At 60.3% G+C, this 24116-nt stretch carries 22 protein-coding genes and 2 pseudogenes; 17 read left to right on the forward strand and 7 right to left on the reverse strand.

All coding sequences use genetic code 11. From position 1 onward, the window contains the following. Nucleotides 1-16: 16 nt before the first annotated feature. Together ACVWYQ_RS32675 and ACVWYQ_RS32680 are read left to right on the forward strand one after the other, a co-directional pair. Nucleotides 17-367 (forward strand): annotated as a pseudogene (locus ACVWYQ_RS32675) (PAS domain-containing protein); the annotation flags it as partial. Nucleotides 368-676: 309 nt separating this feature from the next. Next, nucleotides 677-1105, forward strand: coding sequence for a sensor histidine kinase (locus ACVWYQ_RS32680; protein WP_456727228.1), 429 nt, complete (start codon nt 677-679; stop codon nt 1103-1105). A 9-nt stretch (nt 1106-1114) separates the two neighbouring features. Here the strand turns inward: ACVWYQ_RS32680 and ACVWYQ_RS32685 are convergent, their stop codons facing one another. After that, nucleotides 1115-1588 carry a response regulator transcription factor gene (locus ACVWYQ_RS32685; protein WP_456726906.1) on the reverse strand — a complete coding sequence of 158 codons (474 nt, stop codon included), beginning with the start codon at nt 1586-1588 and terminating at the stop codon, nt 1115-1117. Nucleotides 1589-2045: 457 nt separating this feature from the next. Between ACVWYQ_RS32685 and ACVWYQ_RS32690 the strand changes: the two genes are divergently transcribed. Both ACVWYQ_RS32690 and ACVWYQ_RS32695 read left to right on the forward strand, forming a co-directional pair. Beyond that, nucleotides 2046-2264, forward strand: a complete 219-nt coding sequence (locus tag ACVWYQ_RS32690) for a hypothetical protein (protein ID WP_456726907.1) — start codon at nt 2046-2048, stop codon at nt 2262-2264. Nucleotides 2265-2592: 328 nt separating this feature from the next. Next, nucleotides 2593-3225 carry a response regulator transcription factor gene (locus ACVWYQ_RS32695; RefSeq protein WP_456726908.1) on the forward strand — a complete coding sequence of 211 codons (633 nt, stop codon included), beginning with the start codon at nt 2593-2595 and terminating at the stop codon, nt 3223-3225. 215 nt (nt 3226-3440) lie between these two features. On the opposite strand, the gene ACVWYQ_RS32700 is transcribed toward ACVWYQ_RS32695, so the two are convergent. Further along, nucleotides 3441-3644, reverse strand: coding sequence for a hypothetical protein (locus tag ACVWYQ_RS32700; protein ID WP_456726909.1), 204 nt, complete (start codon nt 3642-3644; stop codon nt 3441-3443). Nucleotides 3645-3673: 29 nt separating this feature from the next. Here ACVWYQ_RS32700 and ACVWYQ_RS32705 point away from each other — a divergent pair, with 29 nt between their 5' ends. The 8 genes and pseudogenes from ACVWYQ_RS32705 (at nt 3674) to ACVWYQ_RS32740 (ending at nt 9996) form a co-directional block, all read left to right on the forward strand. Then, nucleotides 3674-3928 (forward strand): winged helix-turn-helix domain-containing protein, encoded by a 255-nt coding sequence (locus ACVWYQ_RS32705; protein ID WP_456726910.1) that lies wholly within the window; start codon nt 3674-3676, stop codon nt 3926-3928. Between the two features lie 14 nt (nt 3929-3942). Next, nucleotides 3943-4068, forward strand: a pseudogene (locus ACVWYQ_RS32710) (sulfite exporter TauE/SafE family protein); the annotation flags it as partial. A 9-nt stretch (nt 4069-4077) separates the two neighbouring features. Beyond that, nucleotides 4078-6132, forward strand: a complete 2055-nt coding sequence (locus tag ACVWYQ_RS32715; protein ID WP_456726911.1) for an FUSC family protein — start codon at nt 4078-4080, stop codon at nt 6130-6132. Beyond that, nucleotides 6129-6338 (forward strand): DUF1656 domain-containing protein, encoded by a 210-nt coding sequence (locus ACVWYQ_RS32720; protein WP_456726912.1) that lies wholly within the window; start codon nt 6129-6131, stop codon nt 6336-6338. Before ACVWYQ_RS32715 ends, ACVWYQ_RS32720 begins: the two co-directional genes overlap by 4 nt. Continuing rightward, entirely contained in the window at nt 6335-6775 is a 441-nt protein-coding gene (locus ACVWYQ_RS32725; RefSeq protein WP_456726913.1) for a DUF983 domain-containing protein, read from the forward strand. Before ACVWYQ_RS32720 ends, ACVWYQ_RS32725 begins: the two co-directional genes overlap by 4 nt. Continuing rightward, nucleotides 6772-7716 (forward strand): efflux RND transporter periplasmic adaptor subunit, encoded by a 945-nt coding sequence (locus tag ACVWYQ_RS32730; protein WP_456726914.1) that lies wholly within the window; start codon nt 6772-6774, stop codon nt 7714-7716. Before ACVWYQ_RS32725 ends, ACVWYQ_RS32730 begins: the two co-directional genes overlap by 4 nt. A gap of 841 nt (nt 7717-8557) precedes the next feature. Next, nucleotides 8558-8830: a hypothetical protein gene (locus tag ACVWYQ_RS32735; RefSeq protein WP_456726915.1), complete on the forward strand. Its 273-nt coding sequence runs from the start codon at nt 8558-8560 to the stop codon at nt 8828-8830. A gap of 20 nt (nt 8831-8850) precedes the next feature. After that, nucleotides 8851-9996, forward strand: coding sequence for a hypothetical protein (locus ACVWYQ_RS32740; RefSeq protein WP_456726916.1), 1146 nt, complete (start codon nt 8851-8853; stop codon nt 9994-9996). A gap of 663 nt (nt 9997-10659) precedes the next feature. Here the strand turns inward: ACVWYQ_RS32740 and ACVWYQ_RS32745 are convergent. Beyond that, complete coding sequence (locus tag ACVWYQ_RS32745) at nt 10660-12273, reverse strand: DHA2 family efflux MFS transporter permease subunit (RefSeq protein ID WP_456726917.1); 1614 nt, start codon at nt 12271-12273, stop codon at nt 10660-10662. A 4-nt stretch (nt 12274-12277) separates the two neighbouring features. Further along, on the reverse strand, nt 12278-13486 hold the full coding sequence (locus ACVWYQ_RS32750) for an HlyD family secretion protein (RefSeq protein ID WP_456726918.1): 1209 nt from the start codon (nt 13484-13486) through the stop codon (nt 12278-12280). Between the two features lie 68 nt (nt 13487-13554). Between ACVWYQ_RS32750 and ACVWYQ_RS32755 the strand changes: the two genes are divergently transcribed. The 4 genes from ACVWYQ_RS32755 (at nt 13555) to ACVWYQ_RS32770 (ending at nt 17736) form a co-directional block, all read left to right on the forward strand. Further along, nucleotides 13555-14250: a TetR/AcrR family transcriptional regulator gene (locus tag ACVWYQ_RS32755; RefSeq protein ID WP_456726919.1), complete on the forward strand. Its 696-nt coding sequence runs from the start codon at nt 13555-13557 to the stop codon at nt 14248-14250. A 168-nt stretch (nt 14251-14418) separates the two neighbouring features. After that, nucleotides 14419-14874: a (2Fe-2S)-binding protein gene (locus ACVWYQ_RS32760; RefSeq protein ID WP_456726920.1), complete on the forward strand. Its 456-nt coding sequence runs from the start codon at nt 14419-14421 to the stop codon at nt 14872-14874. A gap of 2 nt (nt 14875-14876) precedes the next feature. Then, nucleotides 14877-17072: a molybdopterin cofactor-binding domain-containing protein gene (locus tag ACVWYQ_RS32765; RefSeq protein WP_456726921.1), complete on the forward strand. Its 2196-nt coding sequence runs from the start codon at nt 14877-14879 to the stop codon at nt 17070-17072. Nucleotides 17073-17571: 499 nt separating this feature from the next. Next, nucleotides 17572-17736, forward strand: coding sequence for a hypothetical protein (locus tag ACVWYQ_RS32770; RefSeq protein WP_456726922.1), 165 nt, complete (start codon nt 17572-17574; stop codon nt 17734-17736). 115 nt (nt 17737-17851) lie between these two features. Here the strand turns inward: ACVWYQ_RS32770 and ACVWYQ_RS32775 are convergent, their stop codons facing one another. Together ACVWYQ_RS32775 and ACVWYQ_RS32780 are read right to left on the reverse strand one after the other, a co-directional pair. Beyond that, complete coding sequence (locus ACVWYQ_RS32775; protein WP_456726923.1) at nt 17852-18610, reverse strand: sulfite exporter TauE/SafE family protein; 759 nt, start codon at nt 18608-18610, stop codon at nt 17852-17854. Between the two features lie 129 nt (nt 18611-18739). Further along, nucleotides 18740-19399 (reverse strand): helix-turn-helix domain-containing protein, encoded by a 660-nt coding sequence (locus tag ACVWYQ_RS32780; RefSeq protein WP_456726924.1) that lies wholly within the window; start codon nt 19397-19399, stop codon nt 18740-18742. Nucleotides 19400-19676: 277 nt separating this feature from the next. Between ACVWYQ_RS32780 and ACVWYQ_RS32785 the strand changes: the two genes are divergently transcribed. Next, on the forward strand, nt 19677-20765 hold the full coding sequence (locus ACVWYQ_RS32785) for a TRAP transporter substrate-binding protein (RefSeq protein WP_456726925.1): 1089 nt from the start codon (nt 19677-19679) through the stop codon (nt 20763-20765). 44 nt (nt 20766-20809) lie between these two features. Here ACVWYQ_RS32785 and ACVWYQ_RS32790 read toward each other — a convergent pair whose 3' ends face one another. Continuing rightward, nucleotides 20810-23614 (reverse strand): ATP-binding protein, encoded by a 2805-nt coding sequence (locus ACVWYQ_RS32790; RefSeq protein ID WP_456726926.1) that lies wholly within the window; start codon nt 23612-23614, stop codon nt 20810-20812. Nucleotides 23615-24116: the final 502 nt, after the last annotated feature.

Consider the following 24116-nt stretch of genomic DNA (forward strand, 5'->3'; position numbering starts at 1 on the left):
GCTGCGTGAAAGCGAACAGCGTTTGAGGTCCGTAATCGATGGAATACCTGGCTTTATTGCCATTCTGGCGCCAGACGGCGATGTCGAGGCCATCAACCGCCAGATTGTCGACTATTGCGGTGAAACGTTGGAAGGGCTGAAGCAATGGGCTGTAAACGGAATCATATATCCAGAAGACCTTCCACATCTCGCCGACGTGTTTGGAAGATCGATCGCCGAGGGTATTCCGTACCAATGCGAAGCCCGATTACGTCGCTTCGACGGTCAATATCGGTGGTTTGACATTCGCGGCATTCCGGTTCGCGAGAACTCGGGTGGTGTCAGCTGTTGGTATGTCTTGCTGACTGACATTGAGGATCGCACGCAGGCGCTGGCCCGATTGCAACAGATGCAGGCGGATTTCGCCCACGTGAACCGGGTGAGCATGATGGGAGAATTGGCCGCCACGCTGTCCCACGAAATCACGCAACCGATTGCCAGTGCACGAAACAATGCTCGTGCAGCCATAAACTTTCTCGACCAGATACCGCCGGACCTGCGTGAAGTCAGGGAGGCGCTCGGCTGCGTCGTGGACGATTCCGATCGAGCCGGGAACATCATTGGCCGAATCCGTGATCAGGTAAGGAAAGTACCTCCGCAAAAGCATCACTTTGATCTTAATGCGGCGGTATCCGAGATGATCGTGTTGGCACGAAGCGCAATCATCAGAAATAGCGTTTCGGTTCAGACTCAGCTTGCTGATCAATTATCTCATGTTTATGGGGATCGAGTGCAATTGCAACAAGTTGTCTTGAACCTGATTCTGAACGCGGTCGAAGCGTTGGGTACGGTTGAGACAGGCGTTCGAGAGCTGTTGATCAGCACCAAACAGGATCACAGCGATGTCCTCTTCGTCGTGCGAGATTCCGGACCAGGCATCGATCCGACGCAGTTGGAACGCCTTTTCGAAGCCTTTTACACCACGAAGCCAAATGGAACGGGAATGGGGCTCTCGATCTGCCGGTCAATCATCAATGCTCACGGGGGTCGGCTGTGGGCAGGTGCCAACGAGCCTCGTGGCGCCGTATTTCAGTTTACCTTGCCCGGCATGAAAGCAAGCTCATGAACGGTCTCCTCAGGAGCTTCTAGGGGAAAGAGCGGTACGAAGGCACTGCACTAAGTCATGTTCATTAACTGGCTTGCGAAGATAACACACGGCCCCGTCGCCAATGGCGCGGGCACGGTCAACGTCATTGGGATAGGCGGTCACGAGGATCGCGGGAATCGGACGACCCATCTCGACAAGGCGCCGTTGAAGTTCGAGCCCCGTCATCGCAGGCATGTGCACATCGGCTATCAGGCAGGCTGTTTCGTTGACACGGGGCGACGCAAGGAACTCCGCTGCCGACGAAAATACGTCAACCATATAGCCCAGGGATCTCATGAGCCTCTGCATGGACTCACGAAAGAACTGGTCATCTTCAACGATTGAAATCAACGCCTTTTTCATCATGCAGCCTGTGGCAGCTCGCTTGAACGCTACGAAGTCAGGCGCGACACTTTCGTCGCCCGCATTGGATTGCGCATGGAGTTGCCTGAAGTGGGTCAAGAATGGCACCGGCGCAATGCCGGTGTCGCCTAAGCTTTAGTTTATACTCTGCTCTTGCGCGGGCTGACACGTTGTGACTCGTGTGTCCCTGACGCTCCCGGACCAGTGCGGTAAACCTTCGTATCAAGCCATGCCTCGCGGGCAGGGCCCACGTCAACCCGCGGCCAATTGAGCCGCCCGTCGGGACCGCTTTAAGTGCATGCATCGGCAAAGCTGCGATAGAGACAGGAGAGAATAAAATGCTTAGTCGCTCCGACAGCGTTGAATCTCGCAGAACCCCGCGATGCGCAGTCTGCGATGGCCAGTTTGGACTGGTCCGCCACTACTCGTGGCAAAGCCCGCTTTGCTCTAAGAGGTGCGTCGATGACTTCAGAGCACGCCATGAACGTGATCTAGAATGGGTGGGCTGGAGCAAAGCTACCATCACTTTGAACGCGGCAAATTACGGGAGGCCATCATGACGTTCCAGATTTCACAACGAGGCAAACAATACTTAAAGACCGCACAGACTCTACTCAGCGCTGCGCAAACCATGACTGACGCCGTCGTTGAAAGTCAGCTCAAAGCGCTTGCCGAGGACTACCACAGACGAGCTGAAAAAGCGTCGCGCGACGATGCTGCCAAAGCGCTGGCTCGCGCCGCAGCACTGGCAGACCAGGAGCAGTACGTGGTCTAATGATTGGGAACTAGCTTAGGCGTCGGCCCCCCAAATTGGAAACCCTGTCCCCACCTCTCGCTTGATCGCCCTCGTTTCCGACCATCGGCGCAAAAGTCAAAACGAACCGAGCAAGGTCCGCTATCGAGCCACCAGCAGCTCGGCCTTCTGCTAACAATCAACAGCGCTTTGGACAATGGATGCTCGAAGGGGGGTCATGACGGGTAATCTGGCGGTGGCTGCGGGGAAGGGGGCTGTTCAGGTCAATGGATTGCAATTAGAACTAAGCGGCCGAACCCTTGCGAACCCAAGGGCATAGGCCCGATTTGCGTTTATCCGAGTGGCCGCGATGTCTGACGCAACCTCCACGGTCCTGGTCATCGACGATGATCCAAACGTTCGCGCCTCCATCGGACGGTTGTTGAGATCGCTCGGTCACAACGTTCAGTTATTTGCCTCCATTGATGACTTTTTCAAATCCGATCCACCGGACGGGCCCACTTGCCTGGTTCTCGACGTCAGATTGCCTGGGCAAAGCGGTTTGGACTTGCAGCGAGAGCTTGCTGCTGGAAGCAGAGATCTCCCGATTATTTTCGTCACGGGGCATGGCGATATCCCGATGTCCGTGCAAGCGATGAAGGGAGGTGCCATCGAGTTTCTGACCAAACCGTTTCGAGATCAGGATCTCCTCGATGCCGTTCAGCTTGGTCTATCTCGCGACCGCACACGCCGTGAGAACGAGAAGGACCTGGCCGCTCTTAAGGAACGCTTCGCCTCCCTTAGTCCCAGGGAGCGCGAGATCATGATTCAGGTCGCCCGCGGCCGCCTTAGCAAACAGATTGCCCACGATATCGGCATTGCCGAAGCCACGGTGAAGGTTCACCGCAGCCGGGCGATGCAGAAGATGAAGGCCGGCTCACTTCCGGAGCTGGGCCGAATGGTCGACAGGCTAAAACTTGTGCCCGATAAGGCGCAGACTTAAGCCCTGTGGGATCGGTTGATCGCATGACAGTCAGGTCGTTGTCGCCAGTTGACGGGCGCACGCGCTGTATCCCGTAAATTTAGGTTTACATGGGACCGCCCTACTGTTCGGTTGCGTGCAACCCGCGTGCAATAGCTCGCCAGAACTAAATCCATCACATTGCGGTTCAAGAAGATCGATTTCTGCTGCGGCTCTTCCAAAGGCAGGCGAGGTTATTATGCGCGCATCAGCATTGAGTGCAGCGTACCGGCATCCGCCCCGGCCAGCGCCGGTACAACATCATCCAACGCCGGCAGCTCGCTCGATTCAAGTAGACCGAAGTCCGCATCCAGACCAACCATTCGCTGAGCAACGAACTGGACCAGAGCGCGCTGTACCGACCGAGATTTCATTCGGACCGTTTCGCTTGCTTCCGTCACAGTTTCTCCTGCTGGAGTGCGATAAGCCAGTGCAGCTGGGAAGCCGTGCTCTGGAAATCCTCGTTGCCTTGGTGGAACGCCCCGGCGAGTTGATCACTAAGCAAGAATTATTGGCCCGCGTGTGGCCCAACATCTTTGTCGAACCAGCCAATCTCAGTGTCCATGTTTCTGCATTGCGTCGCACGCTGCGTGACGGGCGAGACGGAAATCGATTCATCATCAATGTTCCTGGACGTGGCTACAGCTTCGTCGCCAACGTCGCCGCGGGGGTCCAGCACCCATGATGTTTCTTCCGAAGGTGCACATCTGCTGGCGACTTCACGGAAGGCTGGACTAGCGCCAGATCTATCGAGCTTGCTACGGATTGCTTGTCGTGACGGCGCTGAAATTATTGTGGGACGGTGTTTCTGGCTACCTCGGGTAAGGGACTGTCATGAGCCAGCCTTCGTCATTTTGGGTTCGATACGCTGCTCTCGTCTTTTCACTGAAGACGTTTGCAGCAGCAATGCTGGCGTTCTCGATCGCGCTTCTTCTGGATATGCCGCGTCCATATTGGGCGATGGCTTCGGTCTACATCGCCTCCAACCAGCTGACCGGTGCGACCAACTCAAAAGCCGTCTATCGCATTACGGGAACACTGATTGGCGCGGCGGGGACCATTATCTTGGTCCCCAACCTCGTCAACGCGCCGGAATTGCTCAGCCTTGCCATCGCGCTGTGGGTTGGGATTTGCCTCTACCTCTCGCTGATCGACGGCACCCCACGCAGCTACGTGTTCATGCTGGCCGGCTATACCGTCGCGCTGTTGGGGTTCCCGGTTCTGTCGATGCCACAAGCAACATTCGACATCGTCGTCTCCCGCGTCCAGGAAATCATACTCGGACTTATCTGCGCGAGTGTCGTCGCGATGCTCGTGCTACCGCGCAGCGTCGCTTCTGCGGTGACCGCACAGGCGGATGCCTGGCTGGCCGGCGCGCGCCGGCTCGGCGTCGATGTCCTCACCGGTCGTGGCAGCAACCAGGAGCGCGACGCTGAGCGTATACGTCTTGCCGCGGTGGCGTCGGAAATCGACCAGCTCGGGCGGCACCTCGGCTATGAGGCCGTCCGTTCCTCGAATATCGCGGACGGCTTGCGCCGGCTCCGGCAGCACATGCTGTCGCTGCTGCCACTGCTCGGCTCGATTGAGGACCGCAAGCTCGCGCTCGCCTCCAACGAGGAAGCGGCAACGCATGTTGCTGAAATCTGCCAAAGGACCGCACGGTGGCTGGAAGCGGGCGGCCGCGACGGACTGGAAGCCGATGCGCTGCGCGCGGCGCTCGACCAGATACGGCCGGCGCTGAATACGGCTGCCGGCTGGATCGATATCACGGTCGCCGGCCTCGTTGTCAGGCTACGCAACCTCGTGGACACCATGCAGGACTGCCAGCTTCTGCGCGAGGCAATCGCCGAGGATCGCAATCCGGATTTGCTCAAACTCGCCTTCATGCCTAATACGCTGACGTTCGCCGTCCCGCACCGGGACCACGGGCTCGCGCTGCTATCGGCCGCGTCCGTGGCGCTTTCCATTCTGGGCTGCTGCGCCTTCTCGATTGCCACCGGCTGGCCGGACGGCGTTGCGGCTCCGCTTTTCGCTGCTGTCGTCGGCAGCTTTTTGGCGGGCCTGGACGATCCGCTCCCAGCTTTCCGCAATTTTTACGGACTATTCCTGGTCGTTATCGCCATCCATGGAATCTACCTGTTCGGCTTATTGCCACCGATCACGACCCTTGAGATGCTGATTGCCGCACTCGCGCCGGCTTTTCTGTTGTTCGGCTGGATGGCTGCACGGCCTGCGACCGCGCGCCTCGGCTCAATCCTTGCCATCTACCTTTCGGTGCAGCTGGCGCTGACCGAGACATACTCGGCCGATTTCTCGTCCTATGCCAACTCCAGTATCGCGCTGATGGTGGGGGTCACGCTCACGGGCGTCATCTCCAGCATCGTTCGCCTGCTCGGGGCCAACTGGAGCGCCGGCCGATTGCTTCGCAGCAACTGGACAACGCTCGCCGCGGTCGCTGAACGCAGGTCGGACCAGGATCGCCTCGCGCTTGCCAGTCTCATGCAGCATCGCCTCGCCCTCCTTGCCGCCCGGATCACCGTGGTTCCCGCCGAGGCAAGGAGTGACGCCGCCAATCTTCGCCAGCTGCGGACGGCGTTCAATATCCTCGATGTCAGGCGGGCGAGCTTTGGCCTGTCACGCCATACCAGAGCAGCCATCGAAGCGTTCCTTGCTCGTCTTGCGTTGCTCGCCAGGACTCATACCGCGGGGCCGCTTCCCGATGGACTGGTGCAACAGCTCGACAGCACGATCGCACTCACGTTGCAGGACCCGTCGCTCGAAGGTCGCGATGAGGTGCTGATGGGTCTCGCCGGCATTCGTCCCGGGCTGTTCCCGGAATCGCCGGCCTATCAACCGCTGGAAATCGAACACAGGACAATCGCCGCATGAAATACGAACTTGATCTGTTCGGCGTCCTGGTTCCGAGCCTCCTGCTCTGGAGCGTGCTGGCCTATGTCCTCGCCCGCGGCGTGAGCAAGGTGATGGGCCGCGTCGGCCTCTATCGCCACGTCTGGCATCCCGCGCTGTTCGATTTCGCCGTTTATGTCTGCATCGTCACCAGCTTCGTCTACGCTTCCAAGGAGTTTTTCTCATGAACGCCCCGGTTTCATTCCCCAAGGCGTTATGGCGCGGGTTCACGATGAAGTGCCCGAACTGCGGTCAGGGACATCTGTTTGGCCGCTTTCTGAAGGTGGTCGACAGCTGCGAGATTTGCGGCGAGGACTACACGTCGCAACGCGCAGACGACCTTCCAGCCTATCTGGTCATCGCTATCGTCGGCCATCTTGTCGTGCCGGCACTCCTTGCCGTCGAGATGGCCTATTCGCCTCCCGTCTGGCTTCAATTGCTGATCTGGATGCCCGTTACCGGGCTTGCCGCAGCCTTTTTGTTGCAGCCTGTGAAAGGGACAATTGTTGGCCTGCAATGGCAGACCGGCATGCACGGCTTCGAAGCCGCCAAGCGCCGTCGGGATCGAGAAGTCAGCGATGGTGGCGCGCCCCCGCCGAACGTCGTCAAGGAATTGGTGTCATGAAAGCCCTTCTAAATTCGCTACGTCGCTTCACGCTCACCGGTGTCATGGCGCTTGCCGCGCTCTGGGCCGGCTACAAGCTGTGGGATTATTATTTTGAAGCGCCCTGGACTCGTGATGGTCACGTTCGCGCCGACGTGGTTCCGATTGCTCCCGATGTCTCCGGCTTCGTCACTGAAGTCCTCGTCAAGGACAACCAGCAGGTCAAGCGCGGCGACGTGCTGTTCCGAATCGATCGGGCGCGGTATGAGATCGCGCTGAAGCAAGCCGAGGCGGTGTTGCTCGGCAAAGGCGCCTCGCTCGAGCAGGCTAACGCCGACCTGATGCGCTACAGCGCACTGACGCCCGGCGTCGTGGTCTCCAAGCAGAAGATGGACCAGGTCATCGCCACCCAGGGTTCGGCCCAGGCTGCCCACGACCAGGCCGCAGCGGACCTTGCTCTCGCCAAGCTCAACCTCGAGCGCAGCGAAGTGCGCGCCTCCGTTAATGGTGTCGTCACCAACATGGAGCTGCGTCCGGGCACCTATCTCACGCCCGGCAAGGGTGTGATGGCGCTGCTCGATTCCGACACGCTGCACGTCCAGGGCTATTTCGAGGAAACCAAGCTGCGGCGTATCCATATCGGCGACTCCGTGAATGTGCGGCTGATGGGCAGCGACCATGCGCTGCGCGGAAGGGTGGATAGCGTCGCGGCCGGTATCGAAGACCGGGATCGGAGCGCGGGCGCCACCCTTCTCGCCAACGTCAATCCGACGTTCAACTGGGTGCGGTTGGCCCAACGTGTTCCGGTCCGGATCGCGCTCGGCCGCGCCGAGCGAAGCGAACTCGTTGCCGGAGCCACCGCGACCGTCGAGGTGCTCGATTCGACTTCGCATGGTAACGCCCAAAGCCGACCAAGCACCTCACAGCGGACCGCACTGGGACTTTCGCACTTGTCCGACTGAGCGGTGAGGTTTCGAGATCCCAATCCCGAAGGGTCGTTCCCCCGGCGATCTACTGCACCGGTGGAATGAGGCACAAGCGACCGTCTACGGCGTAGGCCTTCACGAGAGGCTCCAGCTTCGCGAACAAGTCGCCGAACCAGGCGCGTCGGCAGGGCGCCGCAGAGTCATGAACGTCGCGCGAGGTGACGGCACAAAATCACCGCAATGTCGAGAAGCTCAGCTCGCTGCCTAATAAGAAAAAGGCCGGCGGGCGCTACGCCGCCGGCCTTGTCTTGCAACTGCCGGCTCGTGGGTCCGGTTCCGTTGCACTGGATTCCGTCTTAGAGCATTGACTTTGATCCGTAGCACCCAGCGACGGCCGAAGCCATTGCACGGTGGGATGGCTACCCAATACCGAGGTAGGCTGACACTACGAAATCGGATGGAGCCTAACTATTCGTTGGTTTAGGGTGACCCATGAGGGCCGGATTGTTGCGTTCTCATGTCCGCTACGCACTCGATATCGACCAAATCTTCAGCGCAGCGAAATGGCCAAAACTTGGAAACTCCTCAAGCGCAAACGCACACGCAGGGCGTCGTGCACCGTTGCGCAAGATGTGACCTGTCGCTCGGCAGGGTCTTTGCGAACTCGCAAGCACACTTGGAGGATAAACGACTTCACCGGCTGATCGACCGGTGTTGCTCGAGCAAGGTGCGACGAGGTCCTAAACCTAAGTGTACTCCTCTCGCACTATGTACCCTACGAGATCGACCTCGGTGCAATAGCTTGGTCTACTTCTCGTGACTATGCTTCGGTTGTGACTGCCAATGTCTCGAGCGGCGGCACAACGGGAGGGAGTTCATGAGAATCATAGATCGAATTGCACTGGCAGTTTTCGCTCGTAAGACAGCTGAGTCAGCTTCCGACTTCGCCAGCATGGTTCACAACCTGATCATGGACGTGCGCGACAGCTATCGGCCCGAGTTGCACTACATGCGTGGCCCCGGCCCGAAATGGCGCGCCAAGCATCAGCCCTGGCTAAAATTCAATTCCCAATCCCTAGCGCCGGCCGGACACTATCAGCTGTTGCCGGTGTATGAGGACCGTCGTGATGCGGCTAACCCCACCCGATAGCCGGTCGAGGTCACGCAATCATGTTCGTGATACCCCTGTTCCTGCTTGCCGCTTCGCGCTCGATCAAGCTGGCGACAACGCCGAGGGCCGAATTCTCGGAGCGCACCCGCATCTCCGAACTAGCATCGGATCGCGCTCGTTGGGCGGAAATCCGAGGTTGGATGCTGCTCATTGGCGCCGCCCTTTGCATCGCATTGGTGGCTATGCTGAGCAGTTCAGCGCAGGCCGACGTCCCCCTCGAAGCACGCAAACTGCCGATGAAGTTCAGCTGGGTCGATTGCCAGCCGAATTGCCGGGGCTGGGTCAGCGCGGTTGGCATCGTGACCGCCAGTACTCCAAGAGATTTCGATGATTTCGCGCGTGGCCGACAGCTCCGCGGCACGACCATCGTGCTGGATTCCAGCGGCGGTTCGGTCAACGACGCAATCGCGCTCGGACGGCGCTGGCGCAATCTCGGGGCGCTGACCACCGTCGGCACCAGCATCCGGACCAATACCGCGCAGGGGGCTTCTACCCACATGGCCCCCGTCGCGTATTGCGAATCGATGTGCGTGTTCCTGCTTCTGTCGGGCAAGACGCGTTACGTGCCGAAGACTGCCCATGTTCGGGTGCACCAGATCTGGATGGGCGACCGCGCCTACAATGCACGAGCTGCGAACTACAGCGCAGATGATCTCATGATCGTAGAACGCGATATCGGGCGCCTCGCCAAATACACCTTCGATATGGGCGGCACGGGTGATCTGTTGTTGCTGTCGCTGAACGTGCCGCCTTGGGAAGATCTGCATGAACTGTCTCGGGAAGAATTGAGAATGACCAATCTCGTCACGACCGACATGATCGCTCAGTCGGACGGTCCCGACGCAGCGGAGGTTGGACTAGCATTCAAACCGGCGCGCGACCGCTTCGTAAGCAGCGCGGTTGCGACAGAGACGAATTCAGCACCGATGAACTCAGCCAAGTCGGTTGAGGCAATGGGACGGGGGGGTAGGCGTACGACCTCTAGCGCGTCCGACCGCGCTAGTGCCGATGCCATCGTGCGTGTAGGCGCCTCAGTCCGCGTAGCGGGCGGCGAGCCGCCGGGCAGGAGGCTGGATGCTTCGCTCCCGTTCCGCCTCGTCGCAAGGAGCCGGTGTCGTAAAGACTCATGGAGGAAGCCGCGATGACAGGCGCGCTAGATGGTTCACGGGGGTGAGAGGGATGTCGTCCCAAGTCTTTGATTTCAGAGAATAATCTTACAATCTAAGCGGGAATCCCTCCCTCTCCGCCACCTTAAGGCAGCTTCGAGAAGGCCCCGTAAAATAAGGCCGTTCTGCACGCCAGAAGTCTCTGGTGTAGCCCCGGGGTGTAGCCCCTGAGCGTGACCTGAGCTTGACATGGCTTGCTGATATTCTCAACTCGGTCCCGGGCCGCGCTTCCAATAGAGGATCGCGATTTCATGCAATCAGTAGCTGGGTGAATGCGTCTTCGGAGCTCGGTGTCGCCTAATGGGTGTGTTTTCGAGGCTGACAGTCAAGCAGGTCGCTGGGCTCAAAGATCGCCCGCCCGGCAGTCCTTCATTCTGTCGCGCGTTGATACGTAACGAACTTGAGCTGCCTTTGGCCTTGACCGATCGGTTAGGAGAGATAGCCCGAAACTCCATCCTATAGGTTCGGTGCGGTAACGACCAGTAATGCGTAGCAGGCGTGGAAGATCTGCTGCTGATAAAGGAGTCCGTGCAGGCACCCACCAAGCCAAACGCCGCTGGGAATGGCAAGCAGGCCGCAAGCTAAAAGGTTGACGAGGCTTCATTTCAAGTCTGTGATAGGGTGGCGTGTTTTTGTCGCTTCTCAATGGCTCCCGCCTGCCGGCGCACCTTTGGGCTTGCTAGTTAGCAGGAGAGCGATGCCGGCCAGCACCAGCACGATTCCGACCACCGCGAAGGTGTCGGAAAAGCCCATGACCAGCGCCTGCTGCTTGACGGTCTTGCCGAGCGCAATGATGGCTTGGTGGCGGGCTCCCGCCGGATCGGTCATCCCGTGCGCCATGAAGTAATCGGTCATCGTTGCGATCCGCTCGCGCACTTCCTCCCGGCCAAGATCGACGGCCTGGCCAATGATGTTCGAATGGAACTGTTCGCGCTTGGTCACGATGGTCGACAGCATCGCCGTGCCGATGGCGCCGCCGAGGTTGCGCATCATGTTGGCGATGCCCGAGGCGGCGGCTGCATCCTGCGGCGCCACGCTGCCAAGGGAAATCGCGCTTAGCGGCGTCAGCAACAACGCTTGGCCGACGGCGCGGACGATGTTGGGGACGAAGAGCTGGTCGCCGGAGTAGTTGAGTGACATCGCCGTGTTCATGAAGGAGCTCGCCGCGAAGAGGGCGGTGCCGGCAAAGGCGATGAAGCGGATGTCGAAACGCTCCATCAGCTTCGGAACCAGCGGGATCAGCAGGAGCTGCGGCAGCCCGGTCCAAGCCAGCACGGTGCCGATCTGCTCGGCATTGTAGCGCTGCACCTGGCCGAGATAGGCCGGCAGCAGATAGATCGAGCCGAACAGCGCAAAACCGATGAAGACGGCGGCAAGCGTGCCAAGCCCGAAATTGCGTTGGGTCAGCAGCCGCAGACGCAGCAGCGGCTTTTCGACCAGCAATTCGTTGGCGACGAACAACGCAAGACTAACAGCCGCAACGATTGCCAGCTTCACAATGAAGGGCGAGCCGAACCAGTCGTTCTTGTTGCCTTCCTCCAGCACGGCCTGCAGCGCGGACAAGCCGACCGCCATCGTAGCGATGCCGAGCCAGTCGCCTTCGCGAAGCAGGCCGAGGTTGAGCGGCTGGCGCTCAAGGGTGAGATAAAGGGCGGTCACCATCACCGCCGTCGGTACGACGTTGACGAAGAAGATGGTTTGCCAGCCGTAATTTTCGGTGAGATAGCCGCCTATGGTGGGGCCGATGGCCGGCGCAAAAGTCACCGCCAGCGAGAACATCGAAAGGCCGATCGGCTGCTGCGCTTTCGGCAGCTTGGTGAAGACCAGCGTGAACGCCATCGGGATCAGCACGCCGCCGAAAAACCCCTGCAGCGCACGGAACGTGATCATCGTCGGCAGGTCGGTGGCGAAGGCGCAGGCGATCGAAAAGGCGGCGAACAGGCTGGCGAAGCTCAGCATGATGTTGCGGAAGGAAAACACCCGGCTGAGATAGTCGGTCAGTGGAATCACCACGATCTCGCCGATCAGATAGGAAGTCGAGATCCAGGAGCCGTTGTCGACGCCGGTGCCGATGCCGCCCTCGATGTTGAGCAGTGAGGCGTTAGTGATCTGGATGTTGAGGATGGCCATGAACGCGCCGATCATGGCGGCGAAGATGGCGACCCACACGGTGGCGCTGGCGCGGTCGGGTTGGGTGGTTAACGGGGCGGGCGCGGGTATGGCGGATTCGGGGCCGGTGAGGGTGAGACTGGACATGGCATCACCTGTTCGAAGCGATCTGCGACGTGGCGGGGCGAGGGCGCGCGGGCTGCGCGGCGACCGCCTCGGGCGCCCTGGTTTGGATGCGCGGAATGACCGACATGCCCGGCCGCAAATCGGTGTCATGGCCGTCGAGCAGGATCTTCACGGGGATACGCTGCACGATCTTGGTGAAATTGCCGGTGGCATTGTCGGGCGGCAGCAGCGCGAATTCCTGGCCGCTGGCGGGAGCAAGGCTGTCAACATGGCCATGGACGGCCTTGCCGGGGAACATGTCGACCTCGATGTCGACAGGCTGGCCGGCGCGCACCTGGCCGAGCTGGGTCTCCTTGAAATTGGCGATGACATAGGCGCCGTTCGACGGCACCAGCGACATCAATTGCGTGCCGGCCTGCACGAATTGGCCGACGCGCAGCGTGCGGTTGCCGACCACGCCGTCGATCGGCGCGGTGATGGTGGTATAGGATAGATTGAGCTCGGCTTGTCGCTGCAGCGCTGCGGCCCGCGCATCGGCGGCGATGGCCTGCGCCAGTTCGGCCTTCAGCAGTTCTACCTGCTTTTGCGCGGACGCCAAATTGGCCTTGTCACGGGCGATCGCAGCAATCTGGGTGTTGTCCCGGGCCCGCGCGTTCTGCGCGTTCTGGACGCTGCCATAACCGGTTTTCTCGAGATCGGTGTAGCGCTTGTTCTCCTGGGCAGTGAAGACTTGCGCCGCGATGTCGACGTCCAGCGTTGCTTTCGCCGCATCGATTGTGCCCTGGTGCACGTCGAGCTGCGCGCGCTTGCTTTCGACCGCCGCGTCCGCGGCGGCGACGTCGGCTTTGGCCTGATCCAGCGCCACCTTGAGGTCGCGGTCGTCGATCCGCGCCAGCACCTCGCCCGCCTTCACATGCTGGTTATCGCCGGCCAGCACCTGGTTGAGATAGCCCGAAACCTTCGGAGCGATTGTGGTGTTGTCGGCCTTCACATAGGCGTCATCGGTCGAGACCAGGAAGCGGCCCACCGTCCAATAATCCCAGCCGTACCAGGATGCGGCGGCCAGCAAGGCGACGGCGGCGCCGGCCAGGAACGCGCGTTTTAGCCCGCCCTTTCGTGTGGATTTGGGCTCCGCCACGAGGTCGTGGGCGGGAGCAGGGGCTGGAGCCTTGGCTTCGGCGGCTTCAGCCGGAAGCTGTTGAATAGGCTGGAGAGTGGCGATTTGGGCGCTCATGGCGGCCCTCCTTAATTAGGAAACTTGATATTTTCCAAAATAGACTCTATCTTTGGACTGTCAATGGAATGACAGGCATCATGGAAAGGCATGGCTGGCCCATGGCGATCACGAAGAAGAGAGTACCGGGCGATGATCCGGGCCCGCGCGGCCGCGGCCGCCCGCAAACACGACCGGATAACGAAACGCGTGCCGTCATTCTCGATGCGGCACGGGGCGAATTCGCTTTGACCGGGTATGCGGCCACCAGCATGGAAGGCGTGGCGCGGAGCGCCGGCGTATCCACTAAGACATTGTATCGCCTGATCCCCAACAAGGCAGCACTGTTCGAGGCTATCATCACCGATGGGATCGACCGCTTCGTCTCGCGGCTGAGGCTCAGGGCATGCGAAGGCGGAGACATCGAGGCTGCGCTGCGCGAGGCGCTGATCGCCTGCGGCGAACTCATCCTCGACGGTGCCGTTATAGGGCTGCAGCGCATGGTCATCGGCGAAGGCGACAAATTTCCCGAGATCGCCGAGACGTTCTACAGCAAGGCGATCAAGCGCACCGAGAGCACCCTGGCGAACTGGCTGAAGGCGCAAGCCGAACGCGACCTGATTTCAATCGACAATGCCACCGACGCCGCCGGCATGCTGCTCGGCATGCTTGCCTTCCAGCCGCAGCGCGCCGTGATGCTGGGCCATGCGCCGCCGCCCGCACGCGATGAGATTGAGCGGCGTGCGTATATGGCTGCCAAGCTGTTTCTGCGAGGCTGTGCATGATAACGTGCTACCTGTGGCGCAGCACGTGGTCGCGAAACTGTGATTTATCGGCTGCAGGATATGCGCGCGATAAATGGCGATGCAAGTGAAATAGCGCTGAATAAGGGGTCCAGCGCAACCAGATGCCACCACTTGCAATCATGACAGGCCAACAATAGAGAGGTGAGGATGGCTTTCCAGCTTACGATCAACGGCGATCGTCATTCCGTCGATGTAGACGGTGACACACCTCTGTTGTGGGTGTTGCGCGACGTGTTGGGCATGACGGGCACGAAATTCGGCTGCGGCATGGCGCTATGCGGCGCCTGTACTGTCCATCTGGGCGGCAGCCCGACTCGATCCTGCATCACCTCCATTGACAGCATCGGCGACTCCGCCGTCACGACGATCGAAGCGATCGGCAAGACGCCGGACGGGCAGAAGATCCAGAAAGCCTGGCTCGAATGTGAAGTACCGCAGTGCGGTTACTGTCAGTCAGGACAGATCATGTCGGCTGCGGCCCTGCTGGCGAACAATCCTCGTCCGAAAGATTCCGACATTGATGATGCGATGTCCGGCAACATTTGCCGCTGTGGCACCTACGTCCGCATTCGCGAAGCCATCAAGCAAGCTGCGGAGGGCTGACCATGGGACGCGATATCGTTGAACTCACCGCCATCGACCGTGACCGCTCCGCATTGGGGAATCTTTCCAGGCGCAGCTTTCTTGAGGCGAGTGCCGCCGCGGGCGGAGGTCTGTTGCTCAGTTTGGGCCTGCCGCTTGGCGCAGGCGAGAGCCGGGCGGCCTCCAGTGATTTCGTGCCGAACGCCTTCATCCGGATCGGTAGCGACGGCCAGGTCGTCCTCACCATGTCCTATGTCGAGATGGGGCAGGGCACCTATACCTCGATCCCGATGCTGATCGCCGAGGAGCTGGAGATCGACCTCAAGCAGGTGCGTCTGGAGCACGCGCCTCCGAACGAAAAGCTTTACGCCAATCCGCTGCTCGGCGTTCAGGCCACCGGCAACTCCAATGCGATCCGCGGCGCCTGGCAGCCGCTCCGCAAGGCCGGCGCCACCGCAAAAGCGATGCTCGTGGCGGCCGCCGCCAAACGCTGGAACGTCGATCCCGCTACCTGCCGCGCGCAGACCGGCGCGGTCTCGCACGAATCATCGGGCCGACGCGCCAGCTATGGCGAACTTGCCGCGGACGCTGCCAGCATGCCCGTTCCCGAGAACGTCACGTTGAAGCGGTCGCAGGATTTCAGACTGATCGGCACGCCGGCGAAGCGGCTCGACACGCCGGCAAAGATCAATGGCACTGCACTTTATGGCATCGACGCACGGCCGCCCGGCGTGAAGATCGCAACGCTGGCCCAATCGCCGGCGTTCGGCGGACGCGTTAAAAGTGTCGACGACGCGGAAGCGAAGGCGGTCAGGGGCGTGCGGCAGATCGTCCGACTCGATGATGCGGTGGCGGTCGTGGCCGACCACATGGGGGCTGCTAAAAAAGGACTCGCGGCGCTCAAGATCGAGTGGGACGATGGACCTCAGGCGGGGCTCGGCACCAAGGATATCGCGCGCGAGCTCGAGAGCGCGACACAAAAGCCGGGAGCGGTCGCGCAGAACAAGGGCGACGCCGACAAGGCGTTCGCGGGAGCGACAACTAAGGTGGAGGTGGGTTACGAGGTCCCGTTCCTGGCGCATGCGACGATGGAGCCGATGAACTGCACCGTTCATCTTCAGAAGGATGCTTGCGAAATCTGGGTCGGCAGTCAGGCGCTCGCGCGCGCCCAGGCTGCTGCCGCCAAGACCGCCGGTCTGCCGGTCGAGAGGGTCATGGTCCACAATCATCTGATCGGTGGCGGGTTTGGCCGCAGGCTTGATGTCGACGGGGTAGTTCGCGCGGTCGAGATCGCCAAGCAGGTAGATGGTCCAGTGAAGGTGATCTGGACTCGCGAGGAAGACATCCAGCACGACATGTACCGGCCATACTGGTTCGACCGCATTTCCGCCGGGCTTGACGACAAGGGCAGGCCGGTTGCCTGGCGCAACCGGTTCGCAGGATCTTCCGTGATCGCGCGCTGGCTACCGCCAGCCTTCGCCAATGGTCTCGACCCGGACACCACTGAAGGCGCGATTGATCTCGTCTACGATCTGCCGAACTTTCACGTCGAGTATGTGCGGGTAGAGCCTCCGGGGATTCAGACGGCGTTTTGGCGCAGCGTCGGACCCTCGCACAATGTCTTCGTCACCGAAAGTTTCATGGACGAACTGGCCACGGCGGCGAAGCAGGATCCCGTTGCCTACCGGCTCGCGCTGCTCGGCAACGCGCCGCGCGCCAAGACCGTGCTCGAGCTTGCCGCGCAGAAGGCCGGCTGGGGACAGCCGCTGCCCGCCGGAAGCGGGCGAGGTGTGTCGCTGCAACATGCGTTCGGCAGCTACATGGCGCAGGTCGCCGAGGTGGAAGTGGCGAAGTCCGGCGTGGTCCGCGTCAAGCGCGTCGTTTGCGCAGTCGACCTCGGCACGTCAGTCAACCCCGACACTATCCAGGCGCAGGTCCAGAGCGGGGCGATATTCGGCATCACCGCCGCGCTCTATGGCGAGATCACGCTGAAGAACGGGCGTGTCGAACAGTCCAACTTCGACACTTACCAGATGCTGCGCATCGACGAGGCCCCCGTCATCGAGGTCCATGTCGTGCAAAGCAGCGAGCCGCCCGGCGGCCTCGGAGAAGCGGGCACGTCGGGCGTCGTGCCCGCGGTCAGCAACGCCATCTTCGCGGCCACAGGCAAGCGGCTCCGCAAGATGCCGGTCGATCCCGCCCTATTGAAGGACGCATAGATCCGCGCGATCGGTTGCGGCGTCACTCGCGCATGACACGATAGACTGAATGCCGCCTGGCGGCTATTCGCCCTCCTACGGACCGAATTTATCTCTGGTCACGCCAGCCGCATGCCGCGGCTTCGGCTGGATTTTCAAAGACGACGAAGATGCCGGACCAAATCAGCAGGGACCGCCGCCATACGATCACGATCGAGGGCGACGCCAACGACGCCGCCGCACCCGGAGCCGGCCTCCTACGTCAAAAAGTTCTCGGGCAACATTCGCACCGGACCTTCAGCGGTGGCATCGGGCACAATCCGCCATAGGAAGCCCCACAGCAATTTGCTGAACTGTTGCTCGAAGCGGCAACGATGTGAACTGCGCCTACTGGCGCCTTGTTGATGTCATTGGCGGGTTCTTCCGGCCTTGCGCTCAAGCGCAATTTTATTGCCGCGAACCTTTTCTGGGTTCCATTAGTTGGCTAGTTTGGGCTAGGGACAGTAACGGGGTGCGCAACATGACCGAACAATTGATCGAAACGCCGCGCGACAGTTTTATGGAAGCTGCGCATAGGGAGATGATCGCGTTCGAGCGTAAAGAACGAGAATTTCGCAAGAGGGATAAGCAGGAGCGGGCCGAACAACTAGGTATGCCTGCCCTTAAGAAAGAGTTGAATAATTAGGCAGGTGGTTCGGGTCAGACAATCGGAGGGGCTGCCCGCCCGGTAGCCACTTTCATTTTTCTGGCGGGTATTGGCACGTAACGAACTTGAGTTGCCCTTGGCCACGATCGCCCGGTTAAGCGAGATAGCCCGAAACTCCGTCCCACAATAATTTCAGCGCGGTGATGACAAGCAATCCGTAGCAGGCCCGGTAGATCTGCCGCTGGTCCAGCCTGCCGTGCAGCCGCCAACCGGCCCACACGCCGGCTGGAACGGCAAGCAGGCACGTCGCCATCACGATCCAGACGTTGTGGCCCGGCCTCACCAGCAACAGCCACGGTACCGCCTTGAGCGCATTGCCGACGGTGAAGAACATGCTGCTCGTTCCGGCATAAACGTCCTTGCTTAGCCCAAGCGGCAGCAGATACATCGCGAGCGGCGGTCCGCCGGAATGCGCGACCATTGAGGCGACGCCGGAGCTAAGGCCGGCTGCGACCGCCTTCCGCGTCGAACGCGGCCGGATCGTCGCCTCGGGACCGCCGAAGAACCACAGCGCGACGAAGATCAGGGTGACCCCGGCCATTACGATCGCGACGGCTCGATGGTCGAGCACGCGAAACAGCACATAGCCGAGCCCGATGCCAGCCACCAGCCCCGGAAACAGCAGCTTGAGGTCCGGCTTCGACCATGTCGAAGGCTTCCAATAGCGCAGCGCATACAAGTCCATCGCGATGAACAATGGCGCGAGCAGTCCGCCGGCGGTCACGGGGTCCATGACCAGCGACAGCAGGGGAATGCCGACGATGGCGAACCCGCCGCCGAACGCGCCTTTCATGAAGCAGATCAGGAAGACGCCGGCAAAAGCGACCAGGATCGTGGTGGTTGTGAGTTCCACGGCTCTTCTCTTTCGTCGATCCTTGGACATTCGGTACAATCAGTACATCAGCGGATCAATTAGAAGAGTTATCCGAACATTGTGTCGGTGCAAGTATAACATTGAACTCGGTGCAATTTACTCCAGTTCTTATGCCGCTTGTGGTGTGTTGATCGCATTAGGAGCCCGGCCGCGCAGTCTGAGCTGGCTGCCCAGCTCATCGAAAGCCTTGCCAAGATCGGTGCGCGGTAATTCGGTTTCCTTGAAACCGCTCCTCACGCGCAGCGCATTCATGTCGCTCGCCGCGGTCACCTCGCGACGATATTGGCCGGGTGCCATACCGGCCGATTGCCTGAATGCGCGAGTAAAGTTTGCCTGGCTCGAAAATTGGAGGACCAGCGCGATTTCGACCAAAGGTGCTTCGCCTTCCGTCAACAAGACTTTCGCGCGCTCGAGGCGCCTCGCCATGACATAACGAAGAGGCGATTCCCCGACGGCTCGCTTGAAGGCCCGCGCAAAGTGGAACCGGCTGAGGCAGGCGACCGAAGCCATGCTGTCAAGGGTGAGATCGCCTTCCAAATGGCGATCAATGTAGTCGAGTACGCGGAAGAGCCGGCGTCGATCGAGCCTTCCCTTTGCTGAAGGGCCGATAAATGGGGTGGTTGGCGCTATGGTTCCCGGCTGAAGCGGCCTGGCGTCAAGGGCAACCGGTTGTCTATCTCCAATTTCCAAGGCGGCCTCCTGCCAGTCCTCGTGGGATTGCACTTTGAAGAGGATAGGTGGCCGAACGACCTGCGCGGCATCCGTCAAATGACCAGTCCGGTGACCGACTAGACCGAAGTATCAAATTGCTGGCTGGAGAGGATAGAGGACAGGCCCGATCGGGACGTGGCTCCGATCTTCGAAAAGACCTGCATCGTCGCCGACGGTCCGGTGAGACATGAGGCGCATCAGCGCTTAAAAACATGCTTTCCACACCTACTAGCGGAGGGGAAAAATCTTGCCGCTATGATAGGAGTCGAACAGCCCAGTGACTCTTGCACGCTCGCCGCCAATGGCACCTACAGTTCAAGGGAGTGAGCACATCATGAAGCGCCGTGAATTCCTCAAGGGCGGTGCGCTGGCCGGTGCAACGACGCTGGTTGCGGCACCCGCTATCGCGCAAAGCGCACCCGAGGTCAAATGGCGGCTGACCTCGAGTTTTCCAAAATCTCTCGACACCATTTTCGGCACGGCGCAGACATTTGCAAAATACGTGGCTGAGGCCACTGACAACAAGTTTCAGATCCAGACCTTTGCCGCCGGCGAAATTGTGCCCGGCCTTCAGGCGCTAGACGCGGTGAGCACCGCGACGGTGGAGATGACGCAGACGCCACTCTATTTCTACGTCGGCAAGGAGCCGGCGCTCGGCTATTTCACGGGCGTGCCGTTCGGAATGAATCATCGCCACCAGCATTCCTGGTGGACCTTCGGTGGCGGCGCCGATCTCTGCAACGAGGCGCTGAAACCGTTCAAGACTCACGCCATCCTGTGCGGTAACTCCGGCACGCAGATGGGCGGCTGGTTTCGCAAGGAGATAAAGACCGTCGATGATCTCAGGGGCCTGAAATTCCGCATCGCCGGCATGGGCGGCCAGGTGCTGGCCAAGCTCGGCATCGTGCCGCAGCAGATTGCGGCAGGCGACGTTTACAGCGCGCTAGAGAGGGGCTCGCTCGACGCTGCAGAGTTCGTCGGCCCCTATGACGACGAGAAGCTCGGCTTCTACAAGGTGGCGAAGTACTATTACTATCCCGGCTGGTGGGAAGGCGGCGCCATGCTGCAGATGATCGTCAATGACGAGAAATGGAAATCGCTTCCCAAGCACTACCAGGCGGTCCTCAACCAGGCCGGGACGGCCGCGGGTTCGTGGATGATCGAGAAGTACGACAGCGTCAACCCTGCCGCGTTGAAGCGCCTGATTGCCGGTGGTGCGGAGCTGCGCGCGTTCCCGCAAGCGGTGATGGACACTTGCTACCAGACCACGCGGGATCACCTGAACGGGATTGCGGAGAAGAGCCCGCTGTTCAAGAAGATCAGGGACAGCCACGATGCCTACATGAAGGAAGTGCTGTTCTATACGCAGATCGGAGAGAATTATTACGACAACTATTTGCTCAGCAAAATGCGCAAGAGCTAAGCGTGCTCTGCACCCGCGTCGAACAAGAACCAAGCCGGACGCGATCAAAGTGCCGAATTGCTGGCTGTGGAAAGGATAGAGGACAGGCCCGATCGGGAGGTGATACCGATCTTCGAAAAGACCCGCTGCAGGTGGTAGCCGACGGTTCGGTGGGACAGATAGAGCCTCGCCCCGATGACCTTGTTCGAATGCCCTTGGGCAGCGAGCTGGGCGATGTGCAGCTCCTGCGGGGTCAGGTTTTCCCAAACTTGCGCGGTCCGGCGAAGGCTTGCCTCGCCCGCTGCTCGCAATTCTTCCCGCGCGCGATCACTCCAGGGCAAGGCGCCAAGTGCGTCAAAAACATCACGTGCCTGGCGCAGCGGGGCCCGCGCATCGGCAGAGCGGCGCTGTCGGCGCAGCCAGACGCCATAAGCGAGCAAGAGACGCCCTCGCAAGAAGGGCCAATTCTTCGCAGCTGGCCCAAGACCTTCCAGGAAGTATCGTTCGGCTTCTTCATTCGCCGCGACCAATGCCTTGCCGTAGGATAACATCGTTTCGACCCACGGCACCGGTCCGGGGGCAGACGCGCGTTCCATCTCATCGATCACGCTACGCGCATCCTGCACTCGATCCGAATGAACAGCGGCCTCGACAAAGTCGGCCAGCGCAAAGAACTGTAGACCAGCGTTGAAGGCTGGATCGGCAGGCACAAGTAGGCGCTGCAGATGCTCGAATGCTTCTGAATGCCGGCCGGCGCTGATTGCCGCTATGCCCCGCGCCATTTGCAGCATCGCGAGCAAGAAGCTTGCGCCACTGGACAAAACGAGGCGTTCTGCCTGGTTCGCATATTCTTCGGACCGCTCCAGACTGCCTTGCATGCCGGCAACCTTTGCCTTCACGATGGTGGCGGCGGCCTTCCACACGGTGGATCCTGTCTCTTCCGCAAAACGGATCGCTTCCTCGGCTTCTCTCATCGCGCCGATCCAGTCGCCCACTTCTATTTCGGCCCATGCTTGGGCGAAAAGCGCACGTGCCAAATTGCCGATCCGAGCTTGTTTTCGCAGCTCTGCCGTGGACTCAGCGAGGAAGCTCACACCAAGATCGAATACGCCGATGACATTCGCAGTGCTTCCCAGTATGCGCGCGACATGGGGATCGTTACCCCTCCTTTCGGACAGCACCTTCAGCCTTGCGTACACCTCGCCACCTCGGCGAAGCGGCTCGACATAGGCCGATATCGCGATTCCGCGTGGGTCGAGGTCCAGCAGCTTAAGTCGCCTTGCGCCGGCGAGAACGTTTGAGCACGTGTCGCTACTCGCGTTGCTCCACCAGCAGCGTTGTGCCGCTCTCCAGAGAAGATTGCTTGCCAGATCCTTCGCGCCGCCCGCATGTGCCTGTTCAGAAAGTTTGACCAACGCGGAAATCTTGCCGGGATCGTTGACCGTCAAGGGTTGGCTCATTTCGCGACACCACCCGACTCGCGCCGTACCCAGCTCGTCTGATGGATCAACCGCGGCCTCCTGCAACAGATGCTCAAGCAACTTCGGCCGCCCGAGGTCCGTTACAATTTCGGCGGCCTGTAAAAGTCGCTCTCTCCTGGCCTCTGCCGTCTTGCTTAGTTTTGCTGCCTTTTGCAGGACTTCGATGACCACGGTGAGGGCACCTCTGCGCTGCGCGCGGCGTGCCATGAGATCCAGTTCGGCGGCCAATTCATCGTCAGGACCCACTGCCGCCGCCGCACGATGCCAAAGCTTGCGATCTTGATCCTCGATGACCTCGGCGAGTGCAGCGTGGACCTTTTGGCGCATTGCCACATTGGCGGCCTGATGGATCGCGGATCGCACGAGTGGGTGTCGAAACCGCATCTCCGCTGCGTCGAGATCGACAAGCTTCGCCGAGACGGCGGGCTCAAGGGCCGCAACATCAATCTTCTGGGCGAGCAGCACTTCGCCAGCGCGCATGACCTCGTAGAGAGAGCTTCCGTCGTTTTCAGCGGCGGCATACAGGAGCATGCGTGTAACCTCGGGAAGCTCAGGCAGGCGGCTCGAGAACGTCTGTTCAAGCCGCTCCGTCAATGGGACCCATGCGGCCTCGCGATCATCTTGCGATCGCAAGCTGCGCGGCAGCTCCACCAAGGCCAAGGGATTGCCGGCGGCTTCCCTCAAGAATCGGCTGCGCAGATTCTCGGAAAGGCCGGGTGCCTGGATCGCAAGCAACCGGGTCGCATCGGCCTCGCCAAGAGCCGGAACGACGTGCCGCAAAGTATCGGCATCGCCAAATGGAAGCTCAAAACCCTCGCGTAGAGCCAGCAGCAAAACTATGGGATCCGAGCTCAACCGGCGGGAAACAAAGGACAAGACTTGGCGCGTCGTTTCATCCAGCCATTGGGCATCGTCAACCACCAGCAGGATTGGCTTGTGACTTGCGCCTTCAGTCAGAAGTGTAAGCGTTGCAAGCGCAACCAGCCAAACATCCGGCGCTTCGGCGATTGCGCCGCCCATGCCAAATGTGTTGAGCAAGGCAGACCGTTGATGAGCAGGCAAAGACTTTGCCTGCTTCATGAGTGGATGCAGCGCCTGTTGAAGCCCAGCGAAGGCCAAGTGGGCTTCGGCGAGAACGCCCGTCATGCCGAGGACGACGATGCCGCGTTCTCGCGCTCGATTTTTGGCCTCCTCCAGCAGCGCTGATTTGCCAATTCCAGGCGCTCCGTTGATAAAGAGAGTAGTCCCACCTTGATCGATCCGGTCGAGTAGCTGATCGATCAGAGCGATTTCGGTTTCTCGTCCCAGCAAAAATGGCGCGCTGGATCGCGGGATACGATTGCGCTGCTTCTGCTGGGGTAACGTGGATTCTTTCGGCCGCTTTGGCATCGTGGGTTTGTGTTCTGCTGGAAATTCCAGTCCGGTCCCGAGGCGCACCCTATCACGGCCCAACGAGGAGGGCACACCTGGTCCGCGCTGTTGCTGCTCGTATTCGCTGGTAACCGACAGCGTTCGGGAGCTTTGAAATATCCATTGTGCTTACGTGCGACGTTGTCCTGGACACCCCGGACGTCAAGTCTCGCTTGCGGCATGGTAGCGGTAACCCTTTGATGTCACAGTCATTCTTGGGAAGGTAGTTTCGATGGATCGAACTGTGGTGCGACCGCCCCAGGCGCGATTTACCGACACGAACGTCGATGGCTACGAACCTGGACGTGGGACCGGCTTAGCTAGGTTCGCTGTGGTTCAGGCCGGATTTCGGATGAAGTCTCATCGCCCGTGCTCGATCGCTTCATCGTCTCATCCCTTCGATCGCGCTCCATGGGTTCGGAGCGAGTCAACAATGTGGGCCGCAAAAACACCCGCGCTCGCCAAGGCCAGAAGGGCTATT

It is taken from the genome of Bradyrhizobium sp. USDA 3397 (assembly GCF_054060965.1).